The sequence below is a fragment of the Gordonia malaquae genome (assembly GCF_037148075.1).
In the GTDB taxonomy this organism is placed as follows: domain Bacteria; phylum Actinomycetota; class Actinomycetes; order Mycobacteriales; family Mycobacteriaceae; genus Gordonia; species Gordonia malaquae.
This window is the reverse complement of sequence record NZ_JBBCUB010000001.1, coordinates 121,985-137,249: the sequence shown is the minus strand read 5'-3', so window position 1 is coordinate 137,249 and position 15,265 is coordinate 121,985. Positions and strand designations below refer to the sequence as shown.

The window sequence follows — 15,265 nt, the reverse complement described above, 5'->3', positions numbered from 1 at the left end:
CGTTGTCGGGGCACTGCGGGGTCTAGAGAGCTTCGTCTGCGGGACGCGACGTGGTGACGCTCGACGCCCAGCGGTAGTCGGGCTTGCCCGCGGGCGAACGCTTGAAGTCGTCGACGAACCACACGCTGCGCGGGGTCTTGTACCCGGCGAGTTCGGCGCGGACCACCTCGTTCAGCGCGGTCAACGAGGGGCGAGCCCCTTCGCGCGTGGCGATCACCGCAGCGACGCGCTGCCCGAAACGGTCGTCCGGGACGCCGACGACGCTGACATCGAACACCTCCGGATGGGCTTTCAGAGCCGCCTCGACCTCTTCGGGGAACACCTTCTCGCCGCCGGTGTTGATCGACATCGAACCGCGGCCCAGCATCGTGATGGTGCCGTCGGCCTCCACTCGGGCGTGGTCGCCGGGAAGGGAGTACCGGACGCCGTTGAACTCGACGAACGTGCCGGCGCTCTTCACCGGATCGTTGTGGTAGCGGAGCGGGATGTGCCCGGTCCGGGCCAACATGCCGGTCTCGTCGCTGCCGGGCTCGATCTGGGTGCCGTCCTCGCGGAGCACGTGGGTGTTGGGGTCGGCCTTGACCGTCGGCGCGCCGACCCTGCTCTGGCCCTTGACCGCCATTCCCATGCCGCCGAAGCCCGTCTCCGATGAGCCGATGGCGTCGACGATCACCGCGTTCGGGAACGCCTCGAGGTAGCGATCCTTGACCGACGGCGAGAACAACGCCGCCGACGACGCCACGGAGAACACCGACGACGTGTTGTACTCACCGGCTTCGAGCGCGTCGATCATCGGACGACCCATCGCGTCTCCGGTGATGAAGACGACGTTCACCTGGTGCTTCTCGACAGCCCGCCAGACGGCTTCGGCGTCGAAGTCGGGGTAGACCACGGCCTTGCCGCCGGCGAACAGCGACTGGAAGATGGCCCACTGGCTACCACCGTGGATGAACGGCGGAATCGGGAAACGCACCAGCTGGCCGCCGTCGGCTCCGGTCTTCGCGTGTTCCCACTCGTCTTCGATCGGGCGGCCCGAGTACCAGTCGATGCCGCCGCCCAGCACGCGCCACACGTCTTCCTGCCGCCAGACGACACCCTTGGGCTTACCCGTGGTGCCGCCGGTGTACAGCATGTACAGGTCGTCGTTGCTGCGCTCCTCGAAGTCGCGTTCGCTGGACGACGACGCGATCGCATCCTCGTAGTCGAGGACGGTCACCCCCGCTTCTGTTCCTTGAGCGGAGTCGTCCTCTGCTCCTTGAGCGGATTCGTCTGCTCCTTGAGCGGAGTCGTCCTCTGCTCCTTGAGCGGAGTCGAAAGGGATCACGATGCGAGCAGTGATGTCGTAGCTCGAATTCGAGAACACGTTGCAGACGCGGTCGGAGTACAGCCCCTCGTGGATGAGCACCTTCATGCCGGAGTCGGCGAAGATGTGCTCCAGTTCGGCTTCCACGTAGCGGTAGTTGACGTTCACCATCACCGCGCGCGCCTTGAAGATGGCGATCATCGCCTCGACCGACTCGATCGTGTTTCTGCTGTACAGACCCACTGCGTCGCCGGGCTGCACACCCAGCTCTCGAAGCTTGTGGGCGAGCGCGTTCGAACGCGCCTCCATCTCGGCGTACGTGCGCTGCTGGTCGCCGGATTCGAGCGCGATGCGGTCGGGCATCAAGTCGACGGCGTGCTCGATCAAGTCGGCAATCGTGAAGGCCATACGTCAAAACTAGAACGTGTTATCGTTCGCGGCAAGGATTTCGTGACACTCGGCGCATCCCGCCCAGTCGACCACAGGAGCAACCATGACCACCGAGACCCAGACCGCGCCGGAATGCCTCGTCGAGAAGCGCGGGCACGTCCTGATCGTCACGATGAACCGCCCGCAGGCGCGCAACGCGCTGTCGGGCGAGATGATGCGCATCATGGAAGACGCCTGGGATCAGGTGGACGCCGATCCGGACATCCGCGTCGCGATTCTGACCGGAGCAGGTGGGTACTTCTGCGCAGGCGCCGACCTCAAGGACATGAACAAGAAGGCGCCGGGCGACAAGTTCGCCGAGGGCGGCTGGGACTTGACGCGACTTCCCGCACTGCTCAAGGGTCGCCGACTGACGAAGCCGCTGATCGCGGCCGTCGAGGGTCCGGCAATCGCGGGCGGCACGGAGATCCTGCAGGGCACCGACATCCGCGTCGCGGGTGAGAGCGCCAAGTTCGGCGTCTCCGAAGCCAAGTGGGGCCTGTTCCCGCTCGGCGGCAGCGCCGTCCGCCTCGTCCGGCAGATCCCGTACACGATCGCCGCCGACATCCTCCTGACCGGCCGTCACATCACCGCGGCCGAAGCCAAGGAGTACGGCCTGATCGGCTACCTCGTCCCCGACGGCTCCGCTCTCGACAAGGCCCTTGAGATCGCCGATCAGATCGCCGCCAACGGCCCTCTCGCCGTGCAGGCCATCCTCAAGACCATCCGCGACTCCGAGGGCCTTCACGAGGAAGAGGCGTTCAAGATCGACGCCGAACTCGGTGCCGCCGTGTTCAAGTCCGCGGACGCGAAGATCGGCCCCCGCGCGTTCGCGAATCGCGAGAAGCCGGTCTTCACCGGCGAGTAAGACTGTCGTAGGGCGTCGATACGCTCCTGGCCACACCTCGATGAGAGAAGTGGAAGGAGACCTCGATGACGCCCGTTCCGACGGCGATCCCGCTGGCCGCAGGCGTGATCATGCCGCGTGTCCTGCCCGTCCACGACGTGCATCTCGCGGTGATGCGCTTCGACGCCGACCGTTGCCGCTACCTGGCGATGTCCGGACTCGGCACGTGGTCCGCCGAAGTGCACACGCGGTGGCCGCGGGTCGCGGCGATCGATGCGCTCCACGCTCTGCGGAGTTCGATCAGCTCCGATGTCTCGATCCGAGTTGTCGCCGACATCGAACGCCCTCGACCTACGCCCGGTCACGCCCGCGAACTGGAGGCCTGCTTCCCGCGTGTACGTCTCGAATCGGCACACGCCGCCGACCATCGGCCGCTTGAACTGGTGGCGTCGGCCCTTCGCAAATGGCTCCGTCGGGCAGCCGCGACCCTGCCGGCGATCGTCGTCGCGACCGACGGCTCGGTGAAGGGTGCCGCGATCGGATCTGCATGGTTGGCCGCGAACGGTGAGTACGGATCACTGGGCCGGGTCGACCGGAGTCGCCACCCTCACATCCGTCGGGTTCTGATCGCCGAGCTCGAGGCTGCGGCAGCGGCGGTCGACGCGATTCCCAATCGACGCCTGGACGTGCTGATGGACTGCAGCGACGCACTCGACGTGATCGCAGCGTGGCGTCGAGGCGGCCCCGGCCCGGCATGGTTGAGCGCCGCGTCGCCGGACATCTCTGCGTTCCGCAGAGCCGTCGCCTCCGATCGGGGCCGTCTGGCATTCCGCTGGGTGCCCGGACACGACGGCATGCTGCTGAACGAGGGTGCGGACAGTTTGTCGAAGATCGCGCGGCGTCGCGCCGAAAGAGTTGTGACCACGTCCGACGCCCGTCGCCGGTCGGCCGACATCGCCGCCGCGTTCGCACCGCAGGCGCTCGTCCCGGAAGCATCCTGACTGAGAATCCGACGAACGGACTAACAAATCCGTGCCAGGCGACGACAATCAGGACATAGGCCGTTCAACCCAGGAGGTCCCCTCATGTCCGTCCGCACCCGACTCGCCGCGGGAGCCGTCGCCGCGGCCGGTGCCGCAGCTCTGATTCTCGCCCCCGCGGGCGACGCGTCGGCCGTCACCAAGACCTACCCGATCGGCGACTGCACCAATCTGAGTCCGAACGTCGTCGACATGCCGTACCAACCGAACCGAGTGTTCGTGTCGGAATATGCGGGGACTGTCTACATGCAGATCACGTACGGCAGCCTGTGGCTCGGGCTCGGCTACGACTCCCACGCACGTCTCGCGTGGAAGAACCTGCAGACCGGCCGCAACGGCGTCCTCGTCGACAACAGCATCGTCCGCCCGCCGAACACCGGCGTCCACAACTTCACCGTCAAGCGCTCGACGTTCGGCCCCGGCAAGGTGCGTCTGACCCTGACGACGACAAACCGGAACGCCGTCTGGGCCGTTCCTGCCCGCACCTGCACCTCGACCGTCGTCGCGCCGTAGGGCCGGCTCGAAGTCGGACACCGGGGTGCGGCTCTCGTCATCAGCACAGCGAGGCCCGTCACCACACGAGAGGAACCACCGATGCCCGAACACGACACAATGGCTGACGCCTAGCCTACGAGGCCAACCCTGCCGACAGCCGACGAGGTTCTGTCTGTGACTGTCGAAGACTAGTGCCGACGGCCCGCCGCTGCGCAATGTTCCCCAGTTCGACCATCAACCGCGATATTCGGTGCGTGAACGACGGAATCGGGGAACATTCGGCGCTGTCGTCGCAGTCGCCGGTCAGACGAGGGTCGCGAGCTCCCGGATGGTGTCGGTGTCGCGGGCGGTGACCATGAGCGTGGTGACGCCGGAGGCCTCCCATTCCTTGATCTGCTCACGGACCTGATCCTTGGTTCCGACGAGCATCGTCTCGCGGACCATCTCGTCCGGCACTGCGGCGACCGCCTCGGCCTTCTTGCCGGAGAGGAAGAGTCGCGTCACCTCGTCGACCACGTCGCCGTAGCCCATCCGGCGGTACAGGTCGGCGTGGAAGTTCTTCTCTTTGGCGCCCATCCCGCCCACGTACAGGGCGGCGGAAGGCCGATAGCGATCGAGAGCGGCGGCGACGTCGTCGGTGATCACGCACTGGGCGTTCGCGGCGATCTCGAAAGTCTCACGCGTGCGCCGGGCGCCCGGCCTCGCGAAGCCCTCGTCGAGCCAGCCGTTGAACATCGGCGAGATGCGCGGGGTGTAGAACACGGCGAGCCAGCCGTCGGCGATCTCCGCCGTCTGCGCGACGTTCTTCGGCCCTTCGGCGCCGAGCCAGATCGGGATGTCCGCACGAAGCGGATGGGTGATCGGCTTGAGCGGCTTGCCGAGACCGGACACGCCGGGCCCCTCGGCGAGCGGCAGCGGGTAGTGCGGGCCGTCGTTCCGCACAGCGCCTTCACGCGCGAGGACGTCACGGATCACCTGAACGTACTCGCGGGTGCGGGCGAGCGGTTTGGCGAACGGCTGGCCGTACCATCCCTCCACAACCTGCGGACCCGAGACGCCGAGTCCGATGATGTGCCTGCCGCCGGAGAGATGGTCGATGGTCAATGCGGCCATCGCGAGCGCGGTCGGCGTGCGGGCCGACATCTGTGCGACAGCGGTCCCGAGGCGGACCCGGGACGTCTGCGAACCCCACCAGGCGAGCGGGGTGTACGCGTCCGATCCCCATGATTCGGCAGTGAAGACCGAGTCGAATCCAGCCTCCTCGGCGGCACCGACGAGTTCCGCCGCGTTGGGGATGGGACCTTGGCCCCAGTAGCCGAGTTGCAGACCGAGTTTCACGCGCGCTCACCTTTCGCAGAACATTCCTTGCCAGCAATACTAGAACGTGTTCTACTTCGAAGGTGACCACTAGTGCAGAACACATAAGCCCCGAAGTGGCGGTGCCCGACCCGGAGTCGGTGATCCTGTCCGCCGAGCTGAAGAACTCCTTCGACTACACGAGGTCGCTCGGCCCCGTCCTGTCGCAGTTCGCCCTCGCACTGCGCGACGGCCGAATCGTCGGAAGCCGCGGATCCGACGGCCGCGTCAGCGTCCCTCCGACAGAGTTCGATCCGACGACGGGCGCCGCTACGTCCGACATCGTCGACGTCGCCTCGGTCGGAACCGTCCAAACCTGGACGTGGCAGCCGTCGCCATCACCCGAACAGCCCCTCGACCAACCGTTCGCATGGGCTTTGATCAAGCTCGACGGCGCCGACACCGCACTGCTGCACGCAGTCGCCGCCGACTCGGCGTCCGAGTTGAGCACCGGCGCACGGGTCCACGCCGTCTGGCGTGAGGTCCGCACCGGCCGCATCGACGACATCTCGCACTTCGCGCTGGGCGAACCCCTCGACTCCGCTCGGGGAACGGGAGACGACTCCGCGGCGGGCTCGGAATCGATCGCCGACGCCGACGGCAACGTCGTCATCACCACGCCCATCGGCATGACCGTCAAGCACACCGCGACCGAGTCGGAGTCCTGGTACCTCGAGGGTCTCAAGGCGGGCAAGCTCATCGGCGGACGCGTCGAGACCGGCGAGGTGTACTTCCCTCCGCGTGTCGTGTCGCCTGCCGACGGGTCGCTGACCACCGAGCGCGTCGAGCTCGCGGACACCGGCACGATCACCACGTTCTGCATCGTGAACGTGCCGTTCCTCGGCCAGCAGATCAAGCCGCCCTACGTGGCGGCCTACGTACTGCTCGACGGTGCCGACATTCCGTTCCTGCACCTGATCCTCGACGTCGAGGCGGCGGAAGTCCGAATGGGCATGCGCGTGAAGGCCGTCTGGCGGCCCGAGGAGGAGTGGGATCACACCCTCCGCAACGTCAGCCACTTCGCGCCGAGCGGCGAACCCGACGCCGACTTCGAGTCGTACCGAAACCACCTGTGACCCGCGAGAGGAGAGAAACACACATGAGCACGAACTTCCCGCGGATCGCAATCGTGGGCTTCGCCCACAGCGCCAACGTCCCGGAGAGCACCGGCACCACCAACGGTGTCGAGATGCTGATTCCCTGCTTCAACAAGCTCTACGCCGACCTCGGCATCAGCCGCACCGACATCGACTTCTGGTGCAGCGGCTCGTCCGACTACCTGGCAGGCCGCGCGTTCTCATTCATCTCGGCGATCGACGCCATCGGCGCGGTCCCGCCGATCAACGAGTCGCACGTCGAGATGGACGCCGCTTGGGCGCTCTACGAGGCATGGGTCAAGATCGCCACCGGCGAGGTCGACCTCGCCCTCGCCTACGGCTTCGGCAAGTCGTCCGCAGGCGACATGGACCAGGTTCTCGCCCTGCAGACCGACCCGTACACCGTCGCTCCCCTGTGGCCCGACGCACCGTCGCTCGCCGGACTGCAGGCACGCGCGGGCATCGATGCCGGCGCATGGTCGGAGGCCGACATGGCCGCCGTCGCCGCCCGAGCCACCGGCGCGCACGTCGACGAGCTGCTCACCGCCGAGTATGTCCGCGAACCTCTGCGCGGCAGCGACATCGCACCATACGCGGACGCCGCAGCGGCAATCGTCCTCGCCAGCGAGGAGCGGGCACGCGAACTCGTCGAGAACCCGGCGTGGATCACCGGCTGGGATCACCGGATCGACACCCCGAACTTCGGGGCGCGCGACCTCACCCGGTCACCGTCGACGAAGCTGGCGGGCGACACCGTCTTCGGCGACCGCAGCCGCGACGTGGACGTCGCCGAGATCCATGCGCCGTACACGCATCAGGAACTGATCGTCCGCAACGAGCTCGGTCTCGGCGAGCGGACGCAGATCAACCCGTCCGGCGGCGTCATGGGCGGCAACGCGCTCTTCTCTGCGGGCCTGCAGCGGATCGGCTACGCCGCGCACGCGATCCACACCGGTCAGGCGCGCACCGCATTGGCGCACGCCACCAGCGGACCGCTGCTGCAACAGAACATGGTCGTCACTCTGGAAGGCGGAGACAACTGATGGGCCGCAATCGCGCCGCCGTGCTGGGCACGGGGCAGACCAAGTACGTCGCCAAGCGGAACGACGTGACGATGGCGGGCATGTGCCGCGAGGCCATCGATCGCGCGTTGGCCGATGCCCAGGTGAGCCTGGAGGACATCGACGCCATCGTCATCGGCAAGGCGCCCGACCTGTTCGAGGGCTCCATGATGCCGGAGCTCGCCATGGCCGAAGCCATCGGAGCCGTCGGCAAGCGACTGATCCGCGTCCACACCGCGGGGTCTGTCGGAGCGTCGACCGCCGTCGTCGGAACGTCGCTGGTCACCAGTGGTGTGCACCGCCGCGTGTTGGCCGTGTCATGGGAGAAGCAGTCCGAGTCGAACGCCATGTGGGCGCTGTCGATCCCGGTGCCGTTCACGATGCCGGTCGGCGCGGGCGCGGGCGGGTTCTTCGCCCCGCACGTCCGTTCGTACATCCACAACTCGAAGGCGCCCGGACACATCGGTGCGATGGTCGCTGCCAAGGACCGACTCAACGGTTCGCTGAACCCGCTGGCGCACCTGCAGCAGCCGGACATCACCGTCGAGTCGGTCCTCGCCTCGCAGATGCTGTGGGATCCGATCCGCTTCGACGAGACGTGCCCGTCGTCCGACGGTGCGTGTGCCGTGGTGATCGCCGATGAGGCCGCCGCCGACGACGCCATCGCCGAAGGCCGACCTGCCGCATGGATTCATGCGACCGCCATGCGCACCGAGCCGCTGTCGTACGCGCATCGCAACGTCGTCAGCCCGCAGGCGGGCCGAGACGCCTCGGCCGCCCTGTGGAAGGCCGCGGGCATCACCAATCCCCTCGAAGAGATCGACACCGCCGAGATCTACGTGCCGTTCTCGTGGTTCGAGCCGATGTGGCTCGAGAACCTCGGGTTCATGCCCGAGTACGAGGGCTGGAAGCTGACGGAGGCCGGCGACACTGCAATCGGCGGAAAGCTGCCGGTCAACGCATCGGGCGGCGTTCTGTCGTCCAACCCGATCGGCGCGTCAGGAATGATCCGCTGCGCCGAAGCCGCAATTCAGGTGATGGGCAATGCCGGGGCACACCAGGTCGCGGATGCCCGCAAGGCCTTCGGCCACGCCTACGGCGGCGGATCGCAGTACTTCTCGATGTGGGTGGTCGGCGCCGACAAACCGGAGCACTGATTCGCCCCCTCGACTCCGCTCGGGGAGCGGGAGGTGAATCCGCTAGGGGAGCTGGAGACACATGATGCGCGGCGTCGGAGTTCAGGCTCCGGCGCCGCGCGTCATTGCGTTCTCGACGGAGGCGATGAGGGAGCGCACGGCGAACGCGACGTCGTCGCCCGCCTCGGTGAGCTGGTAGACGGGGTGTCCAGGGCTGTCTGCCGGAACACTGCGGACCACGAGGTGATCGTCGCACAACGTCCGGAGCGTCTGGGTCAGCAGGCGATCGCTGATCCCGTCCACCTGCGCACGAATCTGACCGAAGCGCTGAGGGGTCCGCGTGAGACGTCCGAGGACGAGTGCGCCCCACTTACCCGTGACGTGTTCGAACACGCTGCGTGACGGGCACGCCTTGGCGAACACGTCGTACGGGAGGGCTGCAGATTCGGACACGCCGATCAATCTACGCCTCCGACTTGAACTTACAAAAGGTAAGTGGTGAGATCATGGCATGAATCCCCTCAAGCACGCGCAGGGCCTCTCCACGGCGATCGCCCGCATCATCCTCGGCATCATCTTCCTGGCTCACGGCTGCCAGAAGTTCTTCGTCTACGGCATGGACAACGTCGCCACCAACTTCGACATGATGGGCGCGCCGTTCCCGACACTGTCGGCATGGGTCGCTGCGATCCTCGAGTTCGTCGGCGGCATCGCCCTGATCGCGGGCATCGCGGTCCCGCTCTTCGCTCTGCTCCTGATCTTCAACATGATCGGTGCGATCTTCATCGCCCACATCGACTTCGGCTTCTGGGCCGGCGACGGCGGCTACGAGCTCCCGCTCGCCCTGATCGCGGGCCTGATCGCCGTCGCGATCGCCCAGCAGGGCGTCCTCTCGGTCGACGGCCACGTCGCCAAGCGGTTCACTCCCTCGCAGAAGTAGCCCGACCCCGCGACAACAGACATGGCGTGGAATCGACTCTCACAGGTCGATTCCACGCCATGTCTGTGTCTCACTCCATTCCGATGGCGACGTTCGCGCCCGCCGCAGCGGCACGTTCGTAGAAGGCCACGAGCAATCCGAACACTTCCGGGAGAACACCCTCGAGGCCCAGGTCCCAGATCCCGTCCGGGTACGTCGCCTCCCGAACCTTCTCCGACGGATTCAAGTGAGCGATCGTGCCATCGATGTCGACCGACCGCAGTGCAGCCAGGATCCGAGGCACGTCGCCCTTTCCGATCACCGCGACGAACTCGGACTCGTTGTCCTCGTCCAACTCACGCACACCGAGGATCGCCTGACTGAGAGGATCGCCGTCGTTGGCATCGAGGGTCGTCACTCCGGTCAGCGCGACGTGGAGTGCGTCCCAGAACTTGTCGAGGTCTTCCATCTCGTCGTCCCCGTACTCGAAGTCGTCCCAGCCGTCGGACTCCGGGCCGGCGAGCAGGCGGTCGAGAGCGCCGTCGTCGAGCATGACGTAAGAAGCGACAATTCCCATGCCTCGTAATGTAATCGGGCATCGACCGACGACGGAGCCCCGCCCATTCAGGTGAATGGGCGGGGCTCCGTTGCAGAGACTTCAGTGACGCATCAGGCCTTGCGCAGCGACTTCATCGTCGCCTCGACCTCCCAGAACGCGCGGAGAGCGAGCAGGTCGCCGTTGGCGTCGGCCTTGTAGGTGAAAACACCTTCGGCCTCGGAGATGTGGCCTGCGATATGAGTGACGATCTTGCCGATGTACGCCACCTCGTTGCCGCAGATCACCTCCTTGTCGAAGAGGAACTCGAGCTTCTCAGTGGTGCCGATCGTCTTGTCCCAGAACGCGGACAGTCCGTCCGCTCCTCGGTGACCGACGCCGTCCTCGTCGAACATCGACGGCCCGACGGGATCCTCGACGGATCCGTCGGCCGCGAAGTTCGCCAGCCACGCCTCCTTGTCGCGGGCCTCGACCGCTTCACGCGATCGGCGTCCGGCGAGCACCGCGGGATGATTCTCGCGGTCGATGTTCAGGTAGGCGGGAGCGTCGCTCAAGACTTCGTCCCGTAGTCGACCTGGAGTTCCTTGATGCCGTTGATCCAGCCGTGGCGGAGACGGTTCGGCTCCGCGAGCTTGGTGATGTCCGGAACCATGTCGGCGAGAGCGTTGAACATCAGGTTGATCTCCATGCGGGCCAGGTTGGCGCCGATGCAGAAGTGCGTGCCGTTGCCGCCGAAACCGACGTGCGGGTTCGGGTCGCGCAGGATGTTGAACGTGTACGGGTCCTCGAAGATGTCCTCGTCGTAGTTCGCCGAACCGTAGAACAGACCGACGCGCTGACCTTCCTTGATCTCCTGGCCGCCGACCACGGTGTCGCGGATGGCGGTGCGCTGGAAGCAGTTGACGGGTGTCGCCCAGCGGACGATCTCGTCGACTGCCGTCGCGGGGCGCTCCTTCTTGAACAGCTCCCACTGGTCCGGGTTGTCGAGGAAGGCGTTGATGCCGTGCGTGATCGCGTTACGCGTGGTCTCGTTGCCCGCAACCGTCAGCAGGATGAAGAAGAAGCCGAACTCGGCCTCGGTGAGTCCCGCGCCGTCGATGTCGGCTTCGACGAGCTGCGTGACGATGTCGTCGGCCGGGCACTTGCGACGCTCTTCGGCCATGTTGTAGCCGTAGCCGAGGATCTCCATGTTCGCGGTGAGCGGGTCGATCTCGAAGTCGGGATCGTCGCCGTTCATCATCGCGTTCGACCAGTCGAACAGCTTGACGCGGTCCCCTTCCGGGACGCCGAGGAGATCGGCGATCGCCAGGAGCGGCAGGTCGACGGCGACCTGCTCGACGAAGTCTCCGCTGCCGGCTTCAGCAGCCTTGCGGACGATCTCGCGTGCCGCGTCGTCGAGCTTCTCTTCGAGCGCGTGGACCGCCTTCGGGGTGAACGCACGCGACACGATCTTGCGCAGGCGGGTGTGCTCCGGCGGATCGTGGTTGATCAGGAGAGCCTTGGTGACCTCGATCTGCTCCGCGGGCATCTCGTCGTCGAATCGCATGATGACGCCGTTGGCGTTGGCCGACCAGTCGTCCGCGTTCTTGGAGATCTCCCGGATGTCGTCGAGCTTGGACACCACCCAGTAGCCACCGTCGTGGAAGCCGCCGCCCTTGCCGGGAAGCTGCGCGTTCCACCACACGGGAGCGGTCTTGCGGAGCTCCGCGAACTCCTTGACCGGCAGACCCTGCTGCAACATGTCGGGGTTGGTGAAATCCCAACCCTCTTGATGCATGAACGGGCACTTACCCGCTGATTCCTGGGACGAGCCCGCCGCATCGATGTCCTGTGCCTGGGTCACGCCATCACCTCATTCCAACGGTCGCGGGTCTCGCCCCTGTCAACGAGAACCCGTTACAATTTGCTGTAGGTCACACTCTGCCACACTGGATAGACGCGAACAAGAACTTGTTCTAGTTTTGACGCAGATAGTCATTCAGAGAAGAGGTCCTGTCATGGGTGTACCCGTCATCGTCGAAGCCGCACGCACGCCGATCGGCAAGCGCAACGGTTGGCTGTCCGGCCTGCACGCCGCCGAGATCCTCGGCGCGGCACAGCGCGGCGTCATCGATCGCGCAGGCATCGACCCGGCACTCGTCGAGCAGGTCGTCGGCGGCTGCGTTATGCAGGTCGGCGAGCAGGGCAACAACGTCACCCGCACCGCGTGGCTGCACGCGGGACTCCCCTGGCAGACCGGCGCGACCACCATCGACTGCCAGTGCGGTTCGGCCCAGCAGGCCAACCACATGGTCGCGGGTCTGATCGCGTCAGGCGCCATCGATGTGGGCATCGCCTGCGGCATCGAGGCGATGTCGCACGTTCCGCTCGGCGCAAACGTCGGCACCGACGCCGGCCCCCGCCGCCCGGAGTCGTGGGACATCGACATGCCCAACCAGTTCGACGCCGCCGAGCGCATCGCCAAGCGCCGCGGCATCACCCGGGCCGACGTCGACGCCCTCGGCGTCGCCTCGCAGGCCAACGCCAAGCGAGCGTGGGACGAAGGTCGCTTCGACCGCGAAGTCCTGTCCGTCAAGGCGCCCGAACGCACCAAGGACGGCCAGCTCACCGGCGCGATCCTGGACGTGAACCGCGACCAGGGTCTGCGCGAGACGACCCTCGAGTCGCTCGGCAACCTCAAGCCCGTCCTCGAAGGCGGCATCCACACCGCAGGCACGTCGTCGCAGATCTCCGACGGCGCCGCCGCTGTCCTGATCATGGACGAGGAGAAGGCGAAGGCCCTCGGCCTGCGTCCCCGCGCCCGCATCAAGAGCCAGGCCCTCGTCGGAGCCGAGCCGTACTACCACCTCGACGGCCCCGTGCAGTCGACCGAGCGAGTGCTCGCCAAGACCGGCATGAGCATGAACGACATCGACGTCGTCGAGATCAACGAGGCCTTCGCATCCGTTGTCCTCAGCTGGGCTCAGGTCCACAACGCCGACATGTCGAAGGTGAACGTCAACGGCGGCGCCATCGCCCTCGGCCACCCTGTCGGCAGCACCGGCTCGCGCCTGATCACCACCGCGCTGCACGAGCTCGAGCGGTCCGACAAGCAGCACGCGCTGATCACCATGTGCGCAGGCGGCGCGCTCTCGACCGCCACCATCATCGAGCGCATCTGACGTCATGGATGCCAACGCCCGTCCGGCGCAGCTTGATTCACCGATCGTCGGACGAATCATCAAGATCGGGTCGCGCCTCAACACGCGGCTGTACAAGCTGACCGGCGGGCGTCTCGGCGGGACGTGGCGGGTCGGCGCGGCACTCAAGAAGCCGACGCCGGTCTGCCTGCTCACGAGCACGGGCCGCAAGTCGGGCGAGGCCCGCACGGTTCCGCTGCTCTACCTCACCGACGGCGACGACATCGTGGTCGTCGCCTCGCAGGGTGGACTGCCGAAGAACCCGGCGTGGTTCTACAACGTTCGCGCCGACCCGTCGGTTCAGATCCAGATCGGCCCCGACTCGAAGGCGTACATCGCGCGCATCGCCGATGACGTCGAACGCGCCGAACTCTGGCCGCGCCTGGTGGAGTTGTACGCAGACTTCGACACCTACGCGGCGTGGACAGACCGCGTGATCCCGGTGGTCATCTGCTCGCCTGCTTGACGGCGCGGGTGGGCATCAGTCGTGTCGAGCGATGAATGCCGCCGCCTGCGCACGCTGAGTCCGCGTCGCCTGCGGATTGAGTCCGTCGACCCACTCCGGGTACACCCGAAAGCCGCGCTTTCCCGGAGACGTGGGTGATGCCGTGATCTTCAGACGTTCAAGATCGTTCAAAGTGAATGCGAATACACCCTCGTGATCTCCGTCCTCGACGAACACGAGAAGCCCAGTGATCGGTTCGTCTGAAGGAAACGGTTCCGTGCCACCGTCTGCTGCACGCCTCCAGACCGCGACGAATGCTCCCGGCTTCGTCGGAGTGATCCGCGCAGTCCGGACTCGCCACACCTCGCGACCGACTCGCGCAATCCGCCCCGCGTAGTCGATGTTGCTGGTGTCCGGAGTCAGTTCCGCATCGTCTCCGAAGTACCAGTCGCTCACCGTCGACCTGTCAGCTCCGCTACAGTGCCGTCTTCGGAACCGAGGACCAGCGAACGCTTGTCGGGTGTCAGTGCCACCGAGGTGATCGGACGGCCCGCGTTCACAGCGCAACGCTTGCCTGTCGGCAGATCGACGACGATCAATTGGCCGGTGGTGGTGGCCGCGGCGATCGTGCTGTCGCCCACGAGAGCGATGTCGTCGACAACTCCCGGCCACGGCGAGGTCAGGTCGGCCGCGACGCTCGTCTTACTCGGATCTTCTAGTGGAATCCGCAGGACACGACCAGTGAGACTCTGCGTCATCGTCACGTACGCGACTCTGCCGCTGATCACGATGCCGTTCATGCCTGTGCCGTTCACCGTTGCATTCGGCGCGAGGTTCTTGGGCGCGCGGGCAGTCCAGGTGCGGTCGATCGAGCCGTCCTTGCGGACCTTGACCACGCCGAGGTTCGAATCGGCGACATACATGGTTCCGTCGCGAGTGATCGCCATGCCGTTCGGCATTCCCAGGCCGCGCGCGACAGTGCGTGCCGTCGGCTTCGCCGCTGTCGGATCGAACGAGATGATGCGGCCACGAAGCGGCAGACCCGGAATCATGTTGATCGTGGTGTCTCCCGACGTCACGTACATCCGGCCGTTCGGGCCGAGCCGGACCGCTCCGGGCGAGTCGACACGAACCGTCCCCGTCTTTCGGCCCCGGGCGTCGTACCGTTCGACGACGTTCTGCTGCACCCTCGAGACCCAAAGGCTTCCGGCCTTGTCGTAGCCGAGGTTCTCCACCCAGCTGAGCACTGGAACAGGCGCCGGGATCAGAGTGCGGACAGACGACGTGGTGCATGCCGGCGACGCTGATGCAGTCGGCGCCCCAACCGTCGCCGCGGCCAGACTCGCTACCAGTACCGATGCCGCAATCGTCTTCCGCATGCCGCCCCCTTCGTCGCCGTCGA

General features: G+C 66.3%; 17 protein-coding genes. 9 read left to right on the top strand and 8 right to left on the bottom strand.

Going from position 1 to position 15,265, the window contains the following annotated elements; all coding sequences use genetic code 11:
- Window positions 1-22: 22 nt before the first annotated feature.
- The gene (locus WFK36_RS00715) at window positions 23-1,711 is read right to left on the bottom strand and encodes an acyl-CoA synthetase (protein WP_336788848.1); all 1,689 of its coding nucleotides are present in this window, start codon (window positions 1,709-1,711) and stop codon (window positions 23-25) included.
- Between the two features lie 85 nt (window positions 1,712-1,796).
- Here WFK36_RS00715 and WFK36_RS00710 point away from each other — a divergent pair, with 85 nt between their 5' ends.
- The 3 genes from WFK36_RS00710 to WFK36_RS00700 all read left to right on the top strand — a co-directional run bounded on the left by WFK36_RS00710 (window position 1,797) and on the right by WFK36_RS00700 (window position 4,132).
- A complete protein-coding gene (locus WFK36_RS00710) occupies window positions 1,797-2,600 on the top strand; it encodes a crotonase/enoyl-CoA hydratase family protein (RefSeq protein ID WP_008377407.1) in 804 nt (267 codons plus the stop codon).
- Window positions 2,601-2,665: 65 nt separating this feature from the next.
- Window positions 2,666-3,580 carry an RNase H family protein gene (locus tag WFK36_RS00705; protein ID WP_336788845.1) on the top strand — a complete coding sequence of 305 codons (915 nt, stop codon included), beginning with the start codon at window positions 2,666-2,668 and terminating at the stop codon, window positions 3,578-3,580.
- 84 nt (window positions 3,581-3,664) lie between these two features.
- Window positions 3,665-4,132: a hypothetical protein gene (locus tag WFK36_RS00700; protein WP_008377403.1), complete on the top strand. Its 468-nt coding sequence runs from the start codon at window positions 3,665-3,667 to the stop codon at window positions 4,130-4,132.
- 285 nt (window positions 4,133-4,417) lie between these two features.
- Here the strand turns inward: WFK36_RS00700 and WFK36_RS00695 are convergent, their stop codons facing one another.
- Window positions 4,418-5,452, bottom strand: a complete 1,035-nt coding sequence (locus WFK36_RS00695) for an LLM class F420-dependent oxidoreductase (RefSeq protein ID WP_336788842.1) — start codon at window positions 5,450-5,452, stop codon at window positions 4,418-4,420.
- Window positions 5,453-5,514: 62 nt separating this feature from the next.
- Between WFK36_RS00695 and WFK36_RS00690 the strand changes: the two genes are divergently transcribed.
- Genes WFK36_RS00690 through WFK36_RS00680 form a run of 3 tightly spaced genes read left to right on the top strand, consistent with a single transcriptional unit; the run spans window position 5,515 to window position 8,785 of the window.
- Window positions 5,515-6,546 (top strand): Zn-ribbon domain-containing OB-fold protein, encoded by a 1,032-nt coding sequence (locus WFK36_RS00690; protein ID WP_336788840.1) that lies wholly within the window; start codon window positions 5,515-5,517, stop codon window positions 6,544-6,546.
- A gap of 23 nt (window positions 6,547-6,569) precedes the next feature.
- A complete protein-coding gene (locus WFK36_RS00685; RefSeq protein WP_336788838.1) occupies window positions 6,570-7,610 on the top strand; it encodes a thiolase domain-containing protein in 1,041 nt (346 codons plus the stop codon).
- Window positions 7,610-8,785, top strand: a complete 1,176-nt coding sequence (locus tag WFK36_RS00680) for a thiolase domain-containing protein (RefSeq protein WP_336788836.1) — start codon at window positions 7,610-7,612, stop codon at window positions 8,783-8,785. Before WFK36_RS00685 ends, WFK36_RS00680 begins: the two co-directional genes overlap by 1 nt.
- Before the next feature lie 81 nt (window positions 8,786-8,866).
- On the opposite strand, the gene WFK36_RS00675 is transcribed toward WFK36_RS00680, so the two are convergent.
- Entirely contained in the window at window positions 8,867-9,217 is a 351-nt protein-coding gene (locus tag WFK36_RS00675) for a winged helix-turn-helix transcriptional regulator (protein ID WP_336788834.1), read from the bottom strand.
- 58 nt (window positions 9,218-9,275) lie between these two features.
- Between WFK36_RS00675 and WFK36_RS00670 the strand changes: the two genes are divergently transcribed.
- A complete protein-coding gene (locus WFK36_RS00670) occupies window positions 9,276-9,704 on the top strand; it encodes a DoxX family protein (protein WP_008377395.1) in 429 nt (142 codons plus the stop codon).
- 70 nt (window positions 9,705-9,774) lie between these two features.
- Here the strand turns inward: WFK36_RS00670 and WFK36_RS00665 are convergent, their stop codons facing one another.
- The 3 genes from WFK36_RS00665 to WFK36_RS00655 form a co-directional block, all read right to left on the bottom strand.
- A complete protein-coding gene (locus tag WFK36_RS00665; RefSeq protein WP_336788831.1) occupies window positions 9,775-10,260 on the bottom strand; it encodes a DUF1877 family protein in 486 nt (161 codons plus the stop codon).
- A 92-nt stretch (window positions 10,261-10,352) separates the two neighbouring features.
- The gene (locus WFK36_RS00660) at window positions 10,353-10,793 is read right to left on the bottom strand and encodes a nuclear transport factor 2 family protein (protein WP_008377392.1); all 441 of its coding nucleotides are present in this window, start codon (window positions 10,791-10,793) and stop codon (window positions 10,353-10,355) included.
- Window positions 10,790-12,082 (bottom strand): cytochrome P450, encoded by a 1,293-nt coding sequence (locus tag WFK36_RS00655; RefSeq protein ID WP_419717211.1) that lies wholly within the window; start codon window positions 12,080-12,082, stop codon window positions 10,790-10,792. Before WFK36_RS00655 ends, WFK36_RS00660 begins: the two co-directional genes overlap by 4 nt.
- A 154-nt stretch (window positions 12,083-12,236) precedes the next feature.
- On the opposite strand from WFK36_RS00655, the gene WFK36_RS00650 reads away from it, so the two are divergent.
- Together WFK36_RS00650 and WFK36_RS00645 are read left to right on the top strand one after the other, a co-directional pair.
- Window positions 12,237-13,400, top strand: coding sequence for a steroid 3-ketoacyl-CoA thiolase (locus WFK36_RS00650; protein ID WP_336788829.1), 1,164 nt, complete (start codon window positions 12,237-12,239; stop codon window positions 13,398-13,400).
- A 4-nt stretch (window positions 13,401-13,404) separates the two neighbouring features.
- Window positions 13,405-13,884 carry a nitroreductase family deazaflavin-dependent oxidoreductase gene (locus WFK36_RS00645; protein WP_336788827.1) on the top strand — a complete coding sequence of 160 codons (480 nt, stop codon included), beginning with the start codon at window positions 13,405-13,407 and terminating at the stop codon, window positions 13,882-13,884.
- Between the two features lie 15 nt (window positions 13,885-13,899).
- Here WFK36_RS00645 and WFK36_RS00640 read toward each other — a convergent pair whose 3' ends face one another.
- Together WFK36_RS00640 and WFK36_RS00635 are read right to left on the bottom strand one after the other, a co-directional pair.
- Window positions 13,900-14,319, bottom strand: a complete 420-nt coding sequence (locus WFK36_RS00640) for a MepB family protein (protein WP_008377384.1) — start codon at window positions 14,317-14,319, stop codon at window positions 13,900-13,902.
- Window positions 14,316-15,242: a hypothetical protein gene (locus WFK36_RS00635; protein ID WP_336788825.1), complete on the bottom strand. Its 927-nt coding sequence runs from the start codon at window positions 15,240-15,242 to the stop codon at window positions 14,316-14,318. The genes WFK36_RS00640 and WFK36_RS00635 overlap by 4 nt, the downstream gene beginning before the upstream one ends.
- Window positions 15,243-15,265: the final 23 nt, after the last annotated feature.